The organism is Aquimarina sp. AD10 (genome assembly GCF_003443715.1).
Taxonomy (GTDB): domain Bacteria; phylum Bacteroidota; class Bacteroidia; order Flavobacteriales; family Flavobacteriaceae; genus Aquimarina; species Aquimarina aggregata.
Window position 1 is genome coordinate 1079201 of record NZ_CP031965.1, and the last position, 18400, is coordinate 1097600.

Consider the following 18400-nt stretch of genomic DNA (forward strand, 5'->3'; position numbering starts at 1 on the left):
TATATACAAAAGAGTTGTGATACTAAAGCAACTCTTTTTTGTTGTTATTTATATTGTATTTGTTCCCCCACTCCATAACTTATTTCCCAAAATTTTGGGAAATACCGTTTTCTTATAATTACGACTTACCGGTATTTTAAAAGTTTTAATTTGTATTTCATGATTTTCTATAGTATCTATTTTTGAAAGAGCAACTATGTAGGATTTATGAACTCTAATAAAATCTGTCGAATTTAATTTTTCTTCGACATTCTTAAGAAACAAAAGGCTTACATATTTCCTTCTATTAGTTTGAATAATAACATAATTCTGCATTGCTTTTACAAACAAAATATCATTTAAATATATTTTTTCATATTTGCCATCACATTTTATAAAAAAACAATCCTCTTCTTCTTTTGTTAATTTTTGAGTATTACTATTCTCTGTAAGTTGATGTTGTTTTTTAGCCTTAGTCACTGCAGTAAAAAACCGATTAAAAGTAATTGGCTTTAATAAATAATCTAAAACATCAAGATCAAATCCATCTAACGCATAATTTGGGTATGCTGTAGTTAGAATTGTCATAGGTGTTTTTGATGTCATTTTTAAGAATTCTAGTCCATTCATAATAGGCATTTGTATATCTAAAAAAAGTAAATCGACATCTTCTTGATCTAATACCGTATTAATTTCTAGTGCATTTGTGCAACTTCCTACGCAAGTAAGAAAATCAACTTGATTGATATAATTTATGATACACTCTCTTCCCAAGGGTTCGTCATCTACTACAAGACATTTAATCATGCTGTAATTCTTTTTAGTTGTACATCAGGCTTTACTTGTAAATTTAGTTTTAATTGAACAGCGTAGGCATCTTCATCTTTAGAAATTAATAATGTAAAATTATCCGGATATAAAATATCTAAACGGCGTTGTACATTTTTTAATCCTAAACCACCATACATTTTTTCATTTAATTGATAATCACGAACATCATAATTTGCGCTGTTCGTGAGATTAAAAATCAATTCATTACCTAATACGCTAATAGTTAATCTAATCCATTTTTTTAGTTTTTTGTCTTCAGAAAGGTGTTTGAAAGCATTTTCAATAAATGGTATTAAGATGAAAGGCGCGATTACTAAATCTTTATCAAGTGTTTGAGGAAATACCGTTTCCAGATTAAAATTTTCATTTTGCCGTAAACTTTCAAGCTCCATAAAACTTGCTATATAAGAAAGTTCTTTTTCTAAAGAAATAGTACTTGTATTACATTCATATAGCTGATACCGCAGTAAACCAGAAAATTTAACTAATGATTCTGATGCCATTTCTGTGTTTTTATCTATCAATACAAAAATTGAATTAATAGTATTAAACAAAAAATGAGGGTTAAATTGTGATTTTAAAAACTTAAGTTCTGTTTCTAATTTCTCTTTTTCTAATATCTGTTGGCGTTTTTGAGATTCTTGCCAGTTTTTGGCAAGTTTAATACTCATTCCTAGTGTCATAGCAGCCACAGAAGAAGGAAACGCATTTTGTTTAAAAATTGTAACAAATGAAGCTGGATGTATATTAAAAAGTTCATATGTTGATTTTCCTGCAATCCATCCACTTATATAATAGTTCGTACTTATACAAATTGATGTAACAATTATTGTTAAGGTTAATAACCCCACAAATATCAAATATTGGCGTTTTTCTAGATAACGTGGTATCAGAACGTACAAACAAAAATAAACTGCAAAAGCCTGAAATATAACGTATCCAAGATATTTCACAATACTATAAGGTTGTTCAAACGTTTCTAAAACTCCCCAAATACTTCCGGTATAAATAGACCACCAAGCAAAATGATATATAGCCCAAAAAGCAATATGATGACCTTTATATTTAGTTATAGTTTTGATTAGGGTTTTTCCTATAAAATCAGACATAGCTCTTTATTGTTATCTACAAAGTACAAATCTTACTACATTCTCTTATAGTTTTTGTGATTAAACTTGATAAGTGGTTGTATTTTATTGACAAAAGGTTAGAATAGCCAAATATCCTATTTTTATTACTGAAATTATTAACTCTAGACCCTATAATGTTTACTTAAAACCCGTTATCAATAATACGATACCTCTAAGCATATTGATTTTTTGATGCATATTTTTTTAAAGTAATTGCCTACAAAACAATTCATATGTGCAAAATTTTCTTTACGCTAATTATTTTATTATTTACTTTTTCAAGTCATGGTCAAGTATCAGGCCGTATTCTCAATCAGTCAGAAATGCCAATTCCTTTTGCAAATACTATGTTATTTGCTTCTAACTCCAACACCTTATATAAAGGTACTATTACAAATGATGATGGTAAATTTAAAATTGACGACATTAAACCAGGAACTTACGTACTACAAGTAAGTCTACTCTCCTATCAAACATGGATATCCAAACCATTCACAGTATCGGATATAGAAAACATAAAACAATTTCCCACAATAACACTTTTAGAAGAAGCTACTAGTTTAAGTGAAGTGTCTATCGTTGCTAAAAAAAAATTAATTGATCAAACTAAAGAAGGAAATATAATTAACGTACAACAGAGTGTACTAACCAAAGGAAGTAACGCATTACAAGTACTAGAGCGATCTCCGGGAGTGATATTAGATCAAAGAAATAACAATTTTTCTTTGAACGGAAAATCAGGTACGACTATAATGATTAATGGAAAACCAATGCGAATGCCTACTGCAGATCTTATTACTATGCTTAGCGGTATGAATGCCGATAACATAAAATCAATTGAATTGCTCACAAATCCATCTGCTCGGTATGATGTAGATGGTACAGCAGGAATAATAAATATTGTTCTTATAAAAAATGAAACACTAGGCACCCGAGGTACTATTAATACAACTAGCGGTTATGGTATAGGTCCTAAGCAAACTACTAGTTTTTCTTTACATCATGGTCGCAAAAAGTTTAATACATATGCAACGTATTCTTTTTCTTATGATGATACTTTTAGTCAATGGTCCGGTATTGGTTCTACAGAAAATCCAACTTTTGGAGGAACTACTTTTATTTCTTTCTCTAGTAAAACCGAACAATTAAATCGTAGTCATAATGCCACAGCTGGTATTGAATATATTGTTAATGAAAATACATACTTTGGAGCAAACATCTTAGTAAACCATGCAAACCCAACAATAATTACAAATAATCAGGGGTTTTACGATTTTGAAACAGATCCGTATTTAGAAGCTCAAATTTTGTTGCGTGGACAAGGTAAATGGAATAATTTTACAAATTCAGTATTTTTTGAGACTAAGAAAAAAACATCAACCATAGGGTTATCTGCAGATTATATAAGCTATAATAACAAAACACCAAATCTGGTAAAAAGTACATACTTAGATGAAAACGGAGAAGAATTTATCCCTGACAATGATATCTATAATACTGAAAATCGTGGTATCAATGAAACCGATATTAAAATTGGAGTTTTAAAAGCTGATTTTAAAAAGACAATCAATAATAATTTTGATTTAGAAATGGGTATAAAAGGATCCTTATCAAAAACTAAAAATCAAGCCAGAATTGAAATTTTAGAAAATAATGAGTTTATTATCGATGATAGATTTATTAGCAATCGTCAAATTGATGAAACAATAGCTGCAACGTATGGTATTTTAAATCACAAAATCAATACAACAATAACCGCACAATTTGGTATGCGTTATGAATATTGGAAACGTTCTTTTGATGACACTTCTCTGGATCGCAATTTCGGAAAACTATTTCCTTCAGTTTTCCTGACAAAAACCATATCTGATACTCAAAATATTAATTTGGTTTATACAAAACGCATTACACGTCCAAATTATTCTGATTTAGCATCGTATCTAAGTTACAACTCTCCTACTTCGGTTTTTAGTGGGAATCCTCAATTACTTCCTGCAATATCAAACACGGTAAGCTTAAGTTACACATATAAGTCTACTAATTATTCTATTGCATTTACAAATGAAGATAACCCTATTGCTCGTTTTCAAGTAGAAGAAGATCCTATTAGCGATTTAGCAGTTATCGCACCTCAAAATCTGCAATATCAAAATAGTCTTGATTTTCAAATAAATAAACCCTTTAAATTTAATAATTGGTTTAATCTAAATTTAAACGGTACAATAGGTCTACGAGAATTTAAAATTTTGCATACTCCTCAACCTTTTACACATGATTACATTCATTTTAATCTAAACGGAAATCAAACTATCAATTTCCCTAAACAACTTTCTTTTGAACTATCAGGGTGGTATACATCAAATCACTTTAACGGAAGCTCTAAAGTTTTTGGCTTTGGTTCATTAAATATGGGAGTAAAAAAAGAATTTAAAAATGGTAGCACTCTGCAGTTCTCAATTACAGATGTTTTAGAAAGTATTACAATTAAATCAAAAATAGGTACTTTAACAACAGAAGCCTATAATAATATATTTGATGTTGAATATTCACCAGAATCAACAAATTCAAGAATTTTTAGACTGAGCTATTCTTATACTTTTGGTAATAAAAAAGTGAGGTCCACTAAACAAAATACGAATGCCAACGAAGAAAAATCACGAATACAAGAATAATCTATAAAGTTATAAAGTAAAACATTGATACTTCAGATTCAATTATAATCACATCTATAACTAGTATCTTTGACTTAAATTTCTAGCTGTGCATCCAAAAAACATCCACAATACACCTTATGACTTTTTAGCATTAATTAAATCTTTGGATACCTTAGAAAAATTTGTTTTTACTAATACATTCGGGAACTTGACTTTAGATTTTTCTAATCCCGAAGCTGTTCTTGAGCTCAACAAAGCTATTTTAAAGTATTATTATGCAGTTCATAATTGGGATATACCAAAAGGGTATTTATGCCCTCCTATCCCAGGAAGAGTAGATTATATTCATCATATTAATGATCTTTTAGAAACTAATGCGTCCAAAAGCATTAAAGGTTTAGATATTGGCACAGGAGCTAATTGTATTTATCCTATTCTAGCTGCAAAAGTATATAATTGGACTATGGTAGGATCAGACATTAACAAAACTGCTATTGCGGCTGCCAGACAAAATATAGAAACCGATTCTGAATTATCAAAAAAAATCGAAATAAGGTTTCAAGAAAGTAATGCCAATATATTTGATGGTATTATAAAACCTGATGAATATTTTGATTTTACGATTTGTAATCCTCCTTTTCATAAATCAAAAGAAGAGGCACAAAAAGGAACCCTTAAAAAATTACAAAATTTAAAAGGGACCAGTGATTTACAACTTAATTTCGGAGGCCAATCCAACGAACTTTGGTGCAATGGTGGTGAAGCACTCTTTATAAAACGTATGATAAAACAAAGTATAAGCTTTGCAAATCAAGTTGGAGTTTTTACTTGTCTTGTTTCAAAAAAAGAAAATCTACCCAAGATCGAAAAACAATTAAATAAAATAAAGGCAGATCATACAATCATTGAAATGTCACAAGGAAATAAAAAAAGTAGATGCATCACCTGGAAGTTTAAAACCTAGATTAATCTTCTGGCGGTCTACCATGAATTTCTTCAAACAAAGTGTCAAAATCCTCTCTTAAGTAAGCATTAAGTTTTTTTCTGTAATCATCTTTTAACCATGATAAGAAATTGTGGGTACTTTTACTTATACACTTAGCATATTCTTTTATACGATGATCAATGTCTTCTCCCAGCATTTTGGCTAAAGCCAATGCATCATATAAATCTTCGCTATTTTCTACACAAATTTTTGCATGCTGCGCAATAGAACGCTCTAATACAACTTTAGATGATTCTCCCTTTTTAACAGAATCTATATACGTATCCTTAATATCAAAATATACCTCTTCAGAATTAGCAAATTCTGCTCTTAATTCTGCCGGCATTTCATGTTTAAATTTCCCCTCTATCTCCTCATCATTAAGGAGTTTATCCATATAATAGTTTGGCGAATTAAATATCTTTTGCCAATCCAAATCGGCTCCCCAAGGTCCAAAACGATAGAGATTATTTCCTAAATCAATAACAGAAAATTTAGATTTGTTCTTTAAAATTCGGGAACCACGACCAATCATTTGATAATAAAGGGTTAGCGATTTTGTGGCTCTATTCAAAATTATAGTATCTACTGTAGGCTCATCAAATCCTGTCGTTAATATACTCACAGAGGTTAAAATGGCATCTGGAGTTTCTTTAAACCATGTTAAGATTTGTTTTCTTTGTTTCTTAGTAGCAGTATTATCTAAGTGTGCTATAGGAAAACCTGCTGCTCTAAATGTATCAAAAACATGTAATGATGTATTAATTCCATTATTAAAAATCAACGTCTTTTTTCCTAAAGAGTGTTTTTTGTAGGCATCTAATAACTTGCCTAGCATATCACTATTAGTATATAAATCTTCTGATGATTTTACGGTGTAGTCCCCATTAGAACCAACTTCTAACGAAGTTAATCCCATATTATATGCAAAAACTTCTGCTCTAGCCAGAAACTCGTTTTCTATTAAAGATTCAATAGTTTCTCCTGTAATAAGTTCATTGTAATTATCCTTCATGGGTAATTTCATATTAGAACTTAAAGGGGTCGCGGTTACTCCTAAAATAAAGGATTTTTCAAAAAACTTAAACAACTTGGTAAAAGAATTATAGTGAGCCTCATCAATTATTACTAGCCCAATATCAGATATATCCAGTTTGTTTTCGTTTAATCTATTGTTTAAAGTTTCAACCATAGCCACAAAACAACTATAGTCTTCTTGATCATCAAGATTTGCCTTACTATCTACAACCTTATTAATTACACCAAATCCCGTAAGCATACTAGAAGTTTGCTTACACAATTCTATACGGTGCGTCATTACCAGGACTTTCTTGTTATGATGCTTAAGATATTGTCGAACAATTTCAGAGAAAATAACTGTCTTACCACCACCTGTAGGTAATTGATATAATAAGTGATAATCTTCTGGAGCATCTTCAAAACTTTTAAAAATTTTGTTTATAGCGCCTTTTTGATAACTATAAAGCTCTTTACCTGTTTTCTTCTCTTGTGGTTCTGTAATTGTCTCCGACATATCCTTTTTCTTTTTTAGGGTTGTAAAATTAAGGCTTTAAAGGCTTTTTAAAAGATTTTTAACGCTAAAAATGCAAATATTTTAATCTTTCTTCCTGTAAAACTCTCTATTTACCCTTTAAAAATGCGGTATATCATAAATTTAGGCTATTAATTTTTTCTTTTAAAACAGGTAATACTTCCTTTCCAAACCATTCATTTTTAGCTTGCCATATATTATTTCTTGGAGACGGATGCGGTAATACAAAATGATCTGGTAGGTATTCTTCAAAATTTTTAACGGTTTCTGTTAGTGTTCTTTTAGATTTCTCTTTGAGATAATAATCTTGAGCATATTTTCCTACCAGTATTGTCAGTTTTACCTCTTTCATCTGATTTAATAGTAAATCATGCCATAATGGAGCACATTCTTTTCTTGGCGGCAAATCTCCTGATTTCCCTCTACCTGGGTAACAAAATCCCATAGGTACCAACCCAACTTTGTCTGCATCATAAAATGTTGTAGTATCTATACCGAGCCAGTTCCTCAAATTTTCTCCACTTTTATCATCCCAAGGCACACCTGTTCTATGTACTACCGTTCCTGGTGCTTGACCGATAATTACAATACTACTCTTTTTGCTTCCCGAAACAATGGGCCTAGGCCCTAATGGCAGATGCTCACTACATACTGTGCATTTATAAATATCATCTAGTAATTTCTTCATAAAACTAAGGTAAAAAACTAAAGCATATCAATCAATTACATATCAATATGCTTTAGCAACTATCAAATTAACTATTCTGTATTTATTTTATTAATTCTAATAAATACATTACAAATATGATAATGAATTCATATTTTAAGGCTATAAAAAAGTCTCTATAAATTGTACTTTTCTTTTTTATAGGAAGAAGGTGGTGTACCTACATAATTTGTAAAGAAAGATGTAAAATGATTAGCCTCTTCAAAACCAAGGGTATGTGCTATGTTTTTTACACTTTCATCCTTTTCTAGCATTGTTTTTGCCGACAATATAATTTGTAACCGAATTAATTGTCCTAAAGAAACATTCATTTTTTGCTTTACTTTTTTTGACAAGGCCTTTACACTAAGATTCATCTCATTTGCATAAAAACCTAGAGCGTGTTCTTCTTTGTGAAACAATTGAATAAGCTCTACTAAATCTTGAGAAAAGGTATCACGATTTTTATAATCAAAACTATCTCTAAATTGCTTAGGCGTTTGCCCTATTCTATTTTTGAAATCTCTATTAAAATATGCAGGATCTTTATAACCTTGTTCATAGGCTATTTCTTGAATACTTTTATCTGTAAAAGCTATATCTTTTTGACTTTCTGTAAGTCGCTTATTATTTATTAATTTACTTATAGATATGCCTATCTTATTCTTTACTAGATGCTGTACATTATACTGGGTGTTTACTAAATGATCTACTAAAGATTTTGAATTTATTTGATTTGTAAATTCTGAATCAATAAAATCCTTAACATCAAAAATTACTTGATATTCTTCTTTATTTGCCTGAAAGGGATTTTGCCAATACCATTGTTCTGTAGAAACATCTATTAGATTCGTTAGTTTATCATTAAAAACAGTATTATTTAAGAACGTTTTACAATCTTCACATTCGTTAAAATTGATATACCCCAATGAGATTAGGTGTTTAAATAAAATTCGCACATCTTTTGACTTAAACAATATTTCATCAGGAAAGTCAATAAATCTCACTACAAAATCATCAGACATAAATTTGATATACTGTCCTTTTTCCAGGTAAATTGCCTTATCCTGCCAATCATAGTAATTCTTGAAATCTACTTGAATATTTCCAGTACCCTCTAGAATATGAATTAAAGTGTATTTATTAATAAAATAAACCTTATTGATTTCGGCATTGATCTTATTTACCATTTGAAAAAATTCTTTATACCTATTTTACAAATATAATTATTATGGATAATTATATTAAACTTAGAATCACAATAAGGCCATTTGTTTGACGACCTTATCGTGAAGAACTTACTATTTATCAAAATTTAATTAGTGACCTTTGTTACCAAATGGTTTTAATATTACACCTAAACTGACTATAAATCCATCGGTTGGAGCATAAATTTCTGTAAATGTAGGGTTATCATTAGGTGGTAATACCAGAGGAGAATATCTACTTTGCCTCCTATCTGTAAAGTTTTCAAAATTAGCAAAAGCGCTACCCCATTTAAAGTTTTTCATAGCTAAAAAACCCATTGTTATAAAATCTGTAGTCTTATCGCTATTAGATAAAATCTGTTTACCAGTATAATATGTTTCAAAACCAAATCTCCACACTGGGGATTCATACATAATAACGCTACCTGCATTATGTCGAGCAGTAAGTGGTTTTTGGGGGTTACCATCTAAATAATTTAATCTAGTATCTATAAATGCATAATTAAGAAACCATCTAAAATCTTTATATGTAAATTTTATATTGGTCTCTGCTCCTTTGCTTAAAATTTTGCCATCTGCATTTTCAAATGCAAAAAAACCTGTTCCTTCTGTATTTAATATCAGTCCATTGTCTATCATTGTTGTATAAAACAATTGGTTTATAGAAAAACCAAGTTCTTCAGTTAATTGAGCTTGATAATTAAAATCCAAATTGATTCCATAAGAGCGTTCTGCTTTTAAAGCATCTTTATCAATGGCCAATACATTATTAAAACTAATAAATTCGGCCTCTTCTGTAAAAATATCTGGTATCTTATATCCTAATCCTCCACCGATTCTACTGGAGAAATTAGTTTCTGATTTATATAGTAAAGAAACTCTTGGTAAAGGAAAAAATCCCCAATCAACAGCATAATCTGTTCTTAATCCCGCTTCTATAATCCAGTTTGTAGAAAGATCATAAGTTGTATTGGTAAATACTCCTAAAGTAACATCATCTTGATCTCTTTGTAAAGTGCTATTATCATCTTCATTAAAATTAACAGTATATAAATTTGCACCAAAAATCCAATCTAAGGCTCTTTTTTGTGTTCGGTAGGTAGCTTCTGTAAAGGTATTTATTTGTTTACCACTAAAATTTAGATCTGGAATGGTTAAATCTCTATCAAAAAAAGAAATACTGTTTTTTATATTTATTGATTTTGTATCATCAATGTTTGAAGTATAGACTGCTTGACTACTTAAACGTTTTGAAATGTTTTCTTCGGTATAACGATTGATTCCGTCTCTTCCATCTTCAATTCTTACAATATCTCCTCCTGTCCTATCATCATAGGTACCATTAAGTCCGAACCAAAAAGTAGTATTCTCAGACGGATAGTAAAATAATTTAGGATTTACAGTAACGGATTTTGTTAATGGTAAATTACTGAAACCATCATCTTCTGGATCGTATGCTTTTTGATAGTTACCGGAACTATACATTGTAAGACCAAATTTTTCATTGCGCTTACTATAAAAAATACTGGCAGTACTTCCAAGTGCTTGTGTTTGGTTTAACATAATGTCTAAGTCCGCTTCATAGTCTGGAGTTTTAGATATTATATTTACTAAACCCGCAATTGCACCTCCACCATAAAGTGTAGATGAACTTCCTTTGATAATTTCAAATTGTTTTAAATCTACCGGAGGGATTTGAAGTATACTTAAACCACTTGAAAAGCCTCCGTACAAGGGAAAACCATCTCTGAGTAATTGGGTATAACGACCATCTAAGCCTTGAATACGAATATTACTATTACCACTACTTAAGGATGTTTGCTGCATTTGTATTCCTGTACTTTCACGCAACACCATAGAGATGTTAGTTGGGTTCATCATAATTTTTTCTCCTAGTTCTTCTCCACCTATATATTCTATTCTGGTAGGTATTCTCTTAATGGTTCTTGTACTTCTAGTTGATTGTAAAACAACTTCATCTAGTTCATTACCCTCTGATTTAAGAAAATAAACAAGGTCATCTGTACTTGGTACTTCTATCTTGGTATGTATAGTTGTATATCCTAAAAATGAAATTGTAATAGTATATGTTCCGTGTTCAACATCTTCGAATCTGGCTATACCATCAGCATCAGTAATTACACCCTTATCAATCTTTTTAATATATACCGTTGCTCCTATTAGAGGTTGTTTTTCGTTTTCTGAGTATACTTTTAAACTAACAGTTTCTACCGTTTGCGCATATATTGATATGCATGACAGTATCATGAGCATAATGCTCAAAAATATTTTATTCATTTGTATGTATTAATCTAGTTAAACTAAAATTTGAAGTTTTGGCACATGCCAAAATACGTTAGCTTAACATTTGTGGCGGTTGCCATATATTGGATAGATAAGCAAATGTATATTTAGAGACATATACATTACTAATTTCTGTAGAAATATTAGAAGAAGGTTCTATGTCATAATATTTCGGAGCATCAAAAGTAATTGTAACTCCACAGCAATAACAAATACACATAGATGCACAAGAATCATCTGTATCTTTTGAATGATCATGATTTTTTTCTATAGCTATATCATCCAAATGTTCTTCATTATCTCCATCAGAACATGGTTTCAATGCCAACACTAGCATAAGAATAGACAATATGAATGTAGTTGCTTTCATGTATACTTCAAATATACAATAATACAAAGTTTTGAAAACAAAAAAGCCTATCAAATATTGATAGGCTTTACCAAAGAAATAAGTATATATTAGATAACTTTTACGTTTACTGCGTTTAATCCTTTCTTACCTTCCTTTAGATCAAATTCAACTTCATCACCTTCACGAACTTCATCTATTAATCCAGAAATGTGCACAAAATGCTCTTTGTTTGAACCTTCTTCTGTTATAAAACCAAAACCTTTGGCATCATTGAAGAATTTTACTGTTCCTTTACTCATTGTTATAAATTTAATTTTTAATAATTACTTTAACTATGTCAAATATGATGCCATAAAACTAAAAGCAACAAAATGTCATATTTCACCAAATCCAATTATACAATAGCTATTCTTACTTTTTTCTTCTTTAACCTACTGTTATTTAAATTCTTCACCAACTCATCTGCGATTTCTATAGGAACTGCGACGAATGTACAATCTTGCTTTAATTCTATAATTCCTAATTGATCTTTATTGATTTTACCCTGCTTAAAAAACAATCCCGCAATATCACCTTTAGATATTTTATCTTTTCTACCTCCAGAGATAAATAATGTCTGCCAACATTGTGGACTTCTAACCGATTGTCTAGTAACTTTAATTTCTTCAGTATTTTTAATAAATTCTGGTAATCGTTCATCTTGAGCTTTTAATACATATGCTGTTCCTTCTGCATTTACTCTAGCGGTTCTACCGTTTCTATGTGTAAATTCTTCGACCTTTAATGGTAATTGATAGTGAATAATAAACTTTATCTCTGGAATATCAATTCCCCTAGCTGCCAAATCCGTTGCTACTATTATTTGATGAGTACCATTTCTAAATTTTATAAGTGAACGCTCTCTATCTTTTTGCTCCATACCACCATAAAAGCAGCCATGGTTGATCTTATTTTTGAACAAAAAATCGCTTACTACTTTAATAGTGTCTTTTAAATTGCAAAAAACAATTCCTGGTTGATCTCCTAATTCAGATAGTAAGTCTACTAAAGTATTAAGTTTATTTCTTGAAGGAGATACTACAGTTTTTACTTCTAAATTAGAAACCCCTTGATCCAGATAATTGATAACTTCTAGGTGTTCTAATTTTACAAAATCAGGAATATCTATTTCTTGAGTCGCTGATGTCAATATTCTTTTATGAACATTGGGCAATTCATTGATAATACCTCTCATTTCATATTCGAAACCGGTTTCTAAAGACTTATCAAATTCATCTAAAACCAAGGTTTTTATATTTTCTTTAGAAAAACGTTCTCGTCCAAAATGATCTGCTATTCTACCCGGAGTACCGATAAGAATTGCTGGTGCATGCTTTAGTTCTACTTTATCCTTAGACATAGAACGTCCACCATAAACTGCATTGACCTTAAACCCAGAGCCCATCTCACGTACTACTTGTTCTATTTGAATCGCTAATTCTCTTGAAGGTACCAAAATTAAAGCCTGTATGTCCTGACAATCCGGATCTAAATCACTTATAACTGGTAATAAAAAGGCCAAAGTTTTACCAGTACCTGTAGGCGACAGTATTATTGTATTTTCATTGTTTTTAATAGTAGCTAATGCTTCTTCTTGCATTGGATTTAGATTGTCAATATTCAGTTTATTTAGAATACTATCTTGCCCTTTTATTTGGTTAGCCATTTCTATTGGTGGTATTATTTGATTTAGTTCTTTTTGTCACTAGTATTTTGTTGTGACCAATGGTTCGACAACATTTTCTCTATCAATTCATCTTTAGTAAGGTGATGAAATATTGTTTTTATCTTTTCTTTATACGCACTAGAAAGTTCGCGATTAGGTTTTGTCTTAAATATTCTCTTTGCCCACAAAAGACCATTGTTTTCATCTATACTTTGTTGATCAGCTTTTTTAAAGCTTTTAAAATCAATTCCTAATACATCAGAAAACTCTGCAATATCAACTTCTTCTTCTTCTTGAATCACAGTTAAAGAAATACCCTTAGCTCCTGCCCTAGCAGTTCTTCCACTTCTATGTACATAAGTATCATAAACATCTGGTAAATGATAGTTTACTACATAAGACACCTCTTTAACATCAATTCCTCTTGCAGCTAAATCTGTAGCAATTAGTATATTAATATGTCCTTCTCTAAATTGCTCCATAATTCTGTCTCGGATGGGTTGAGATAAACTTCCGTGAAGTGCACCTGATGAAAATTTATGTATCGCAAGATTCTTTGCCAGTTTATTTACTGCAGCTTTAGTTTTGCAAAATATTATTCCACGTTCTCCTTCTTTTGTGTTTAGAAAATGCATTAAAACCTGTAGTTTCTCTATTGGTTTTACAATAACGTATTGATGATCTATATCTTGATGCCCCAATGTTTCCATATTAACACTTACCTGTGTTACATGCTTAGACATATAGTTTTGGACCATTTGCTTAATTGTTCCAGGCATTGTTGCAGTAAACAAAAATGTTCTTCGGTTTTTAGGCAATACCTTAACTATTTCATCTAATCCATCATTTAAAACGCTTATCATTTCATCTGCTTCATCAAGAACCAGATATTTAGTATTATCTAATTGTATGACCTGTCTTTTAATTAAATCGATTAAGCGGCCTGGTGTTGCTACGACAATATGTGTCGTATTAGTTAATCTTTCTATTTGTGGTTTAATAGGTATTCCTCCGCAAATACTTGCTATAGAAATATCTTCAAGATGTGTGGAAAAGGAAAGTAAATTCTCATATATCTGATGACCCAACTCTCTAGTAGGAACTAAAACGACGGCCTGTATTTTAGGATTGGTGATATCGACAAGTTGTAAGAGCGGCAGTCCAAAAGCAGCTGTTTTACCAGTACCTGTTTTTGCAAGTCCTACAAAATCATTTTTCTCATTTAATAAAACCGAAATTGTTTTTTCTTGTATTTCTGTTGGTGTAGTAAAGTTTAAATCTGCTAAACCTTTTTGTAATAGTGTTGAAATTCCTAGATCGGAAAACTTCTTTGACATAAAATCTTTTATGCAAAGATAGTTCTATAAAACGAAAATATGATTTGATTATGGTTACTTAAAAATTTTTCCATAATAATTTAGATCAACGATCTCTCCTTTGGTAGTTTTATAATCATATCTTATTGTTCCTTCGAGTTCGAAACCACTTTTTAGAGCAACATTTATACTTCTACTATTTCTATTAGATATTCTACACAATAATTTCTTAAACCCATGTTCTTTTACAATTTCATCGATTAAACCTGAAACTGAATTGAAAACAATTCCTTTACCTTCAAAATTACTATCAATAAATGCCCCTAATTCTGCTTTTGGAATACTCCAATCTATATTTTTTACATCTATAAGTCCTATAAACATTTTAGTCTTTTGATCTATAATCATATAAGGAAAGTAGGTTTTTTCTTTTATTTTGGTTTCTATCTCTGCACAATATTCTTTAGTATCTTCTAACGTCAAAGTTCGTGCTACGGTGCCAGCAAAAAAATCCTCCAGTCGATTTCTATTGGTATCAATAAGGTGAAAAAACAAATCGCTATTACTCTTAGTTAGTAATTCTACTTTAAAGTCTTGCATCTTTTTCTTTTGATTTATATATACTATGTTAAGGACAAAAATAATGACATCCTTAACATAAAAAGATTGACTGAAATCAAGATTTTTTAATTCTCGATAATGTCTCTGGAGCCATACGTAGGTATGAGGCAATGTATTTATGCGGAATTTCTTGAAACAACTCAGGCCTTCTATCTAAAATTCTTTGGTATCGTTCTAAAGGAGATTTAATATGAAGATCTATTTCTCTTTCTATTTGTAACTGAATAAGTTCTTCTAAAATCTCATGCCATAATTGTAAATTTTCTGGATTCTTACTCATATATGTCATGAAATCAATTTTGGAAATATAGATTACTCTGGTTTTTTTTATGGCTTGAATTTGTAATATTGAAGACTTAGCAGAAAAAAATGAATCCAATGCAGTAATCAAAGACTTTTTGTATCCGAAGTATAAAATATGCTCTTCATACTCATTCATGAAAAAGACTCTTAAACTACCCTGCAAAACAAAATATAAATTTGTATTAATTGTATTTTCCTTTTTTAAAAATTGGTCACGCTCGATCATAATAGTTTTTGAGAGAATACCATCTTCTTCTAAAATGTTTTTTAATCTTTGAATTGCTGTCATGCTATTTTCTTGATGCTTTAGAGCCAAATAAATGTAATGTTTTTAACAAACATCTCTTTTAATTCACAACTATATTTCTACTATAAAGATTATTATAGAGGCTTTATAAGTAGATCAATCTACAGTATTCTAACTAGAATAAAAAGGGGATATTTCCCTCAATTTTACGGTTTTACCTCATTGTATATATGAAAAATAAAAAGTAAATTTGCATTGTAACAAATTATAAGAATTATGAACGATTCATTTCTTTACTTTTTTGTTCAATTCTCAATATAGGGACATAGTTTGGTTTCCCTGTCTCGGGAAATTGCTCAAAAATTATGTTTTTCAAGTTTTCTAATCTATAGATTCTATGATTAGAATACCCCGCTAAAAAACATATATATTTAAATATAAAAAATGAGTAGCTTTTATTAAGTAAGGCTCATAATTTTAGGATGTTTACTTGCTAATTCTTGATGAAATTCAAGGAAAGAGATGCATATTGAAAATACTTTTTATTTATAACTTTTTGCTACTAAAAGTTATTTATCTAAAAGTCAGTTTATGGCATAAATTTTGGAGTAAAAAATTTAAGTTTATTATATTAATTTATTAATTATTTAATCATGTTCAAACCAAACATACATTTACGACTGAGCACCCCTACTGGTCCGTTGGCAGTAAATCAATCTTTGATTGAACTTTTTCTAAAAACTGTTTATTGGATCACCAGAGATGACGAATCGTATGGAGGAATAACAATAAGAGTTATAAACAATGTAAGAGAAAGTTTAAGAAGTATTGGTTGCCAATTGAGTTCGTATTTGAGTTGGTTTGCTTTATTCCGTCTCGCTCAGGACGTAAAACATGAGTATATAAGGTAAACCAACCAAGTATTTAAATCGAACTATAATAGTGCATGCTCAGAAATAAAATTGTGCCCTAAAGATGTTAGTTTATAATAGGTTATATTACCTTTCTTGCTCTTATCTAATATTTCTAATGCTTCTAATTCGTGTATTACACGAATAACTTCTTTGCGTTTATCTATATTAGACAAGGTATAGATTTCTTTTATTGATAATCCATCTATATTTTCAGTTTTACTAAAAAGAATATTCATAACCTTTACCCTTATGAAAGATGCTTTTAAAACATCTATAGATGTTGGAATATTATGGTTATGTGGCGTTACGGTATCCGAAGATAAAACTCGCTTTACTTCTCTTGTGACTTTAACAAAAAGAGCATCAATCTGTCCCTCATCCATTACAGTTAATGGTTTTGTGGGTGGGTTAATGGTTTGAAACTTAGAGATGGCTTCTATATCTGAAAACATACAATGGCTCACAATGATCGGAAAAATATAAGCTCCTTCTTCTTTAGCCGCAGCCAAAAGGGCTGGCAGCTCTTCATTATTTATAAATTCTGACGATAGAAAATTAGCACTAACCATTAAAATGGCAACTTTAGTAGCACTTATAGCTTTGTTTATTTCTGTACGCCACTCTGCTCCTACTTCTATCTTTGAATCTTCCCAAATAGTAAGCTTATACTCACGTTCTAAAAAGCTTAGATGTACTCTTAAATAGTCTAACCATTTAACATCTTTTTTACTATAACTAATAAAAACTCCGTCTCTCTTCATATCGGTTTTAAGGGTTGAAATACAATGAAGGTTAATATTAAGCGAATTAAATAAAAATTACACATAAGTATATACTCTTTATTAAAAAATGTATGTTGAATTTATACTATAACAATTAAGATTACTAAATTTAACTTCAATTTTGACAAAAATAAAAATAGATGCACGAAGATGAATATTTAAAGGAAAGAGTTGAAGTCCAAATACGGTGGTATGACAAAAAAAGTGCAAAAAATAAAAAGCTGCATTTTACAATACAGGGTTGCGTAATAGTTTTTTCTTCTCTTATTCCATTCTTTTCTGGTTTCTCAAAAAATGGGCCCGATTACATAAATTATGTTATTGGTTCTCTTGGTATGTTAGTTGCTATACTTGCAGGAATTTCTGCATTAGTCAAATATCATGAGAAATGGGTTAAGTATCGTACAACATCTGAATCATTAAAACATGAAAAATTCATGTATCTTACCCGCTCTGGACACTATAAAGATGAAAAAAACTACTTTAATGTATTTGTAGGACGTGTTGAAGCTTTAATTAGTTCTGAAAATTCTACATGGAGTGATATCATGAAAGAAGATGTTTAAATACCTGTCTTTTCATTTTTTTTAATAAAAATTTCATACAATAATTTCAGCGGTAACGCTATATTAGCACTAGTATTTTTAGTATATTTATTTAGTAAATTTTTTAAGCCGTGTTCTTTCGAACAAAAAACTCCCCACTATTACTATTTAGATTAGATTTTTTACCTAGTAAACATCTAATAAATTAAAAATCAAAGCTTATTTTCTTAAGTAGCTCTTGATACGTAATTATATAACATTAAATA

Annotated in this window: 17 protein-coding genes; 4 read left to right on the top strand and 13 right to left on the bottom strand. The window is 30.1% G+C overall.

Annotated features, from left to right (window positions below; translation table 11 throughout):
• Nucleotides 1–48: 48 nt before the first annotated feature.
• Together D1816_RS04555 and D1816_RS04560 are read right to left on the bottom strand one after the other, a co-directional pair.
• Nucleotides 49–786, bottom strand: a complete 738-nt coding sequence (locus D1816_RS04555) for a LytTR family DNA-binding domain-containing protein (RefSeq protein WP_118501360.1) — start codon at nucleotides 784–786, stop codon at nucleotides 49–51.
• Nucleotides 783–1919, bottom strand: a complete 1137-nt coding sequence (locus tag D1816_RS04560; RefSeq protein ID WP_118501361.1) for a sensor histidine kinase — start codon at nucleotides 1917–1919, stop codon at nucleotides 783–785. Before D1816_RS04560 ends, D1816_RS04555 begins: the two co-directional genes overlap by 4 nt.
• Before the next feature lie 254 nt (nucleotides 1920–2173).
• On the opposite strand from D1816_RS04560, the gene D1816_RS04565 reads away from it, so the two are divergent.
• On the top strand, nucleotides 2174–4612 hold the full coding sequence (locus D1816_RS04565; RefSeq protein WP_118501362.1) for an outer membrane beta-barrel family protein: 2439 nt from the start codon (nucleotides 2174–2176) through the stop codon (nucleotides 4610–4612).
• 88 nt (nucleotides 4613–4700) lie between these two features.
• Nucleotides 4701–5558 carry a 23S rRNA (adenine(1618)-N(6))-methyltransferase RlmF gene (gene rlmF, locus D1816_RS04570; protein WP_118501363.1) on the top strand — a complete coding sequence of 286 codons (858 nt, stop codon included), beginning with the start codon at nucleotides 4701–4703 and terminating at the stop codon, nucleotides 5556–5558.
• Between the two features lies 1 nt (nucleotide 5559).
• Here the strand turns inward: rlmF and D1816_RS04575 are convergent, their stop codons facing one another.
• The 10 genes from D1816_RS04575 to D1816_RS04620 form a co-directional block, all read right to left on the bottom strand.
• On the bottom strand, nucleotides 5560–7113 hold the full coding sequence (locus tag D1816_RS04575; RefSeq protein ID WP_066309937.1) for a DEAD/DEAH box helicase: 1554 nt from the start codon (nucleotides 7111–7113) through the stop codon (nucleotides 5560–5562).
• A gap of 133 nt (nucleotides 7114–7246) precedes the next feature.
• Nucleotides 7247–7819: a uracil-DNA glycosylase family protein gene (locus D1816_RS04580; RefSeq protein WP_118501364.1), complete on the bottom strand. Its 573-nt coding sequence runs from the start codon at nucleotides 7817–7819 to the stop codon at nucleotides 7247–7249.
• A gap of 155 nt (nucleotides 7820–7974) precedes the next feature.
• Nucleotides 7975–9027: an AraC family transcriptional regulator gene (locus D1816_RS04585; RefSeq protein ID WP_066309934.1), complete on the bottom strand. Its 1053-nt coding sequence runs from the start codon at nucleotides 9025–9027 to the stop codon at nucleotides 7975–7977.
• 129 nt (nucleotides 9028–9156) lie between these two features.
• Nucleotides 9157–11343: a TonB-dependent receptor gene (locus tag D1816_RS04590; protein WP_118501365.1), complete on the bottom strand. Its 2187-nt coding sequence runs from the start codon at nucleotides 11341–11343 to the stop codon at nucleotides 9157–9159.
• Nucleotides 11344–11401: 58 nt separating this feature from the next.
• A complete protein-coding gene (locus D1816_RS04595; RefSeq protein ID WP_118501366.1) occupies nucleotides 11402–11719 on the bottom strand; it encodes a DUF6660 family protein in 318 nt (105 codons plus the stop codon).
• An 89-nt stretch (nucleotides 11720–11808) separates the two neighbouring features.
• A complete protein-coding gene (locus D1816_RS04600) occupies nucleotides 11809–12000 on the bottom strand; it encodes a cold-shock protein (protein WP_066309925.1) in 192 nt (63 codons plus the stop codon).
• A gap of 95 nt (nucleotides 12001–12095) precedes the next feature.
• Complete coding sequence (locus D1816_RS04605; protein ID WP_118501367.1) at nucleotides 12096–13406, bottom strand: DEAD/DEAH box helicase; 1311 nt, start codon at nucleotides 13404–13406, stop codon at nucleotides 12096–12098.
• A 23-nt stretch (nucleotides 13407–13429) separates the two neighbouring features.
• Nucleotides 13430–14743 carry a DEAD/DEAH box helicase gene (locus tag D1816_RS04610; protein ID WP_118501368.1) on the bottom strand — a complete coding sequence of 438 codons (1314 nt, stop codon included), beginning with the start codon at nucleotides 14741–14743 and terminating at the stop codon, nucleotides 13430–13432.
• Between the two features lie 54 nt (nucleotides 14744–14797).
• Nucleotides 14798–15322, bottom strand: coding sequence for a GNAT family N-acetyltransferase (locus D1816_RS04615; RefSeq protein WP_066309917.1), 525 nt, complete (start codon nucleotides 15320–15322; stop codon nucleotides 14798–14800).
• Nucleotides 15323–15398: 76 nt separating this feature from the next.
• Complete coding sequence (locus tag D1816_RS04620) at nucleotides 15399–15935, bottom strand: Crp/Fnr family transcriptional regulator (RefSeq protein ID WP_066309915.1); 537 nt, start codon at nucleotides 15933–15935, stop codon at nucleotides 15399–15401.
• A gap of 611 nt (nucleotides 15936–16546) precedes the next feature.
• On the opposite strand from D1816_RS04620, the gene D1816_RS25580 reads away from it, so the two are divergent.
• Nucleotides 16547–16804 carry a hypothetical protein gene (locus D1816_RS25580; RefSeq protein WP_147405078.1) on the top strand — a complete coding sequence of 86 codons (258 nt, stop codon included), beginning with the start codon at nucleotides 16547–16549 and terminating at the stop codon, nucleotides 16802–16804.
• Between the two features lie 23 nt (nucleotides 16805–16827).
• On the opposite strand, the gene D1816_RS04625 is transcribed toward D1816_RS25580, so the two are convergent.
• Entirely contained in the window at nucleotides 16828–17568 is a 741-nt protein-coding gene (locus D1816_RS04625; RefSeq protein ID WP_118501369.1) for a toll/interleukin-1 receptor domain-containing protein, read from the bottom strand.
• 161 nt (nucleotides 17569–17729) lie between these two features.
• Between D1816_RS04625 and D1816_RS04630 the strand changes: the two genes are divergently transcribed.
• Nucleotides 17730–18155, top strand: coding sequence for a DUF4231 domain-containing protein (locus D1816_RS04630; RefSeq protein ID WP_066309909.1), 426 nt, complete (start codon nucleotides 17730–17732; stop codon nucleotides 18153–18155).
• The last annotated feature ends 245 nt before the right edge of the window (nucleotides 18156–18400 follow it).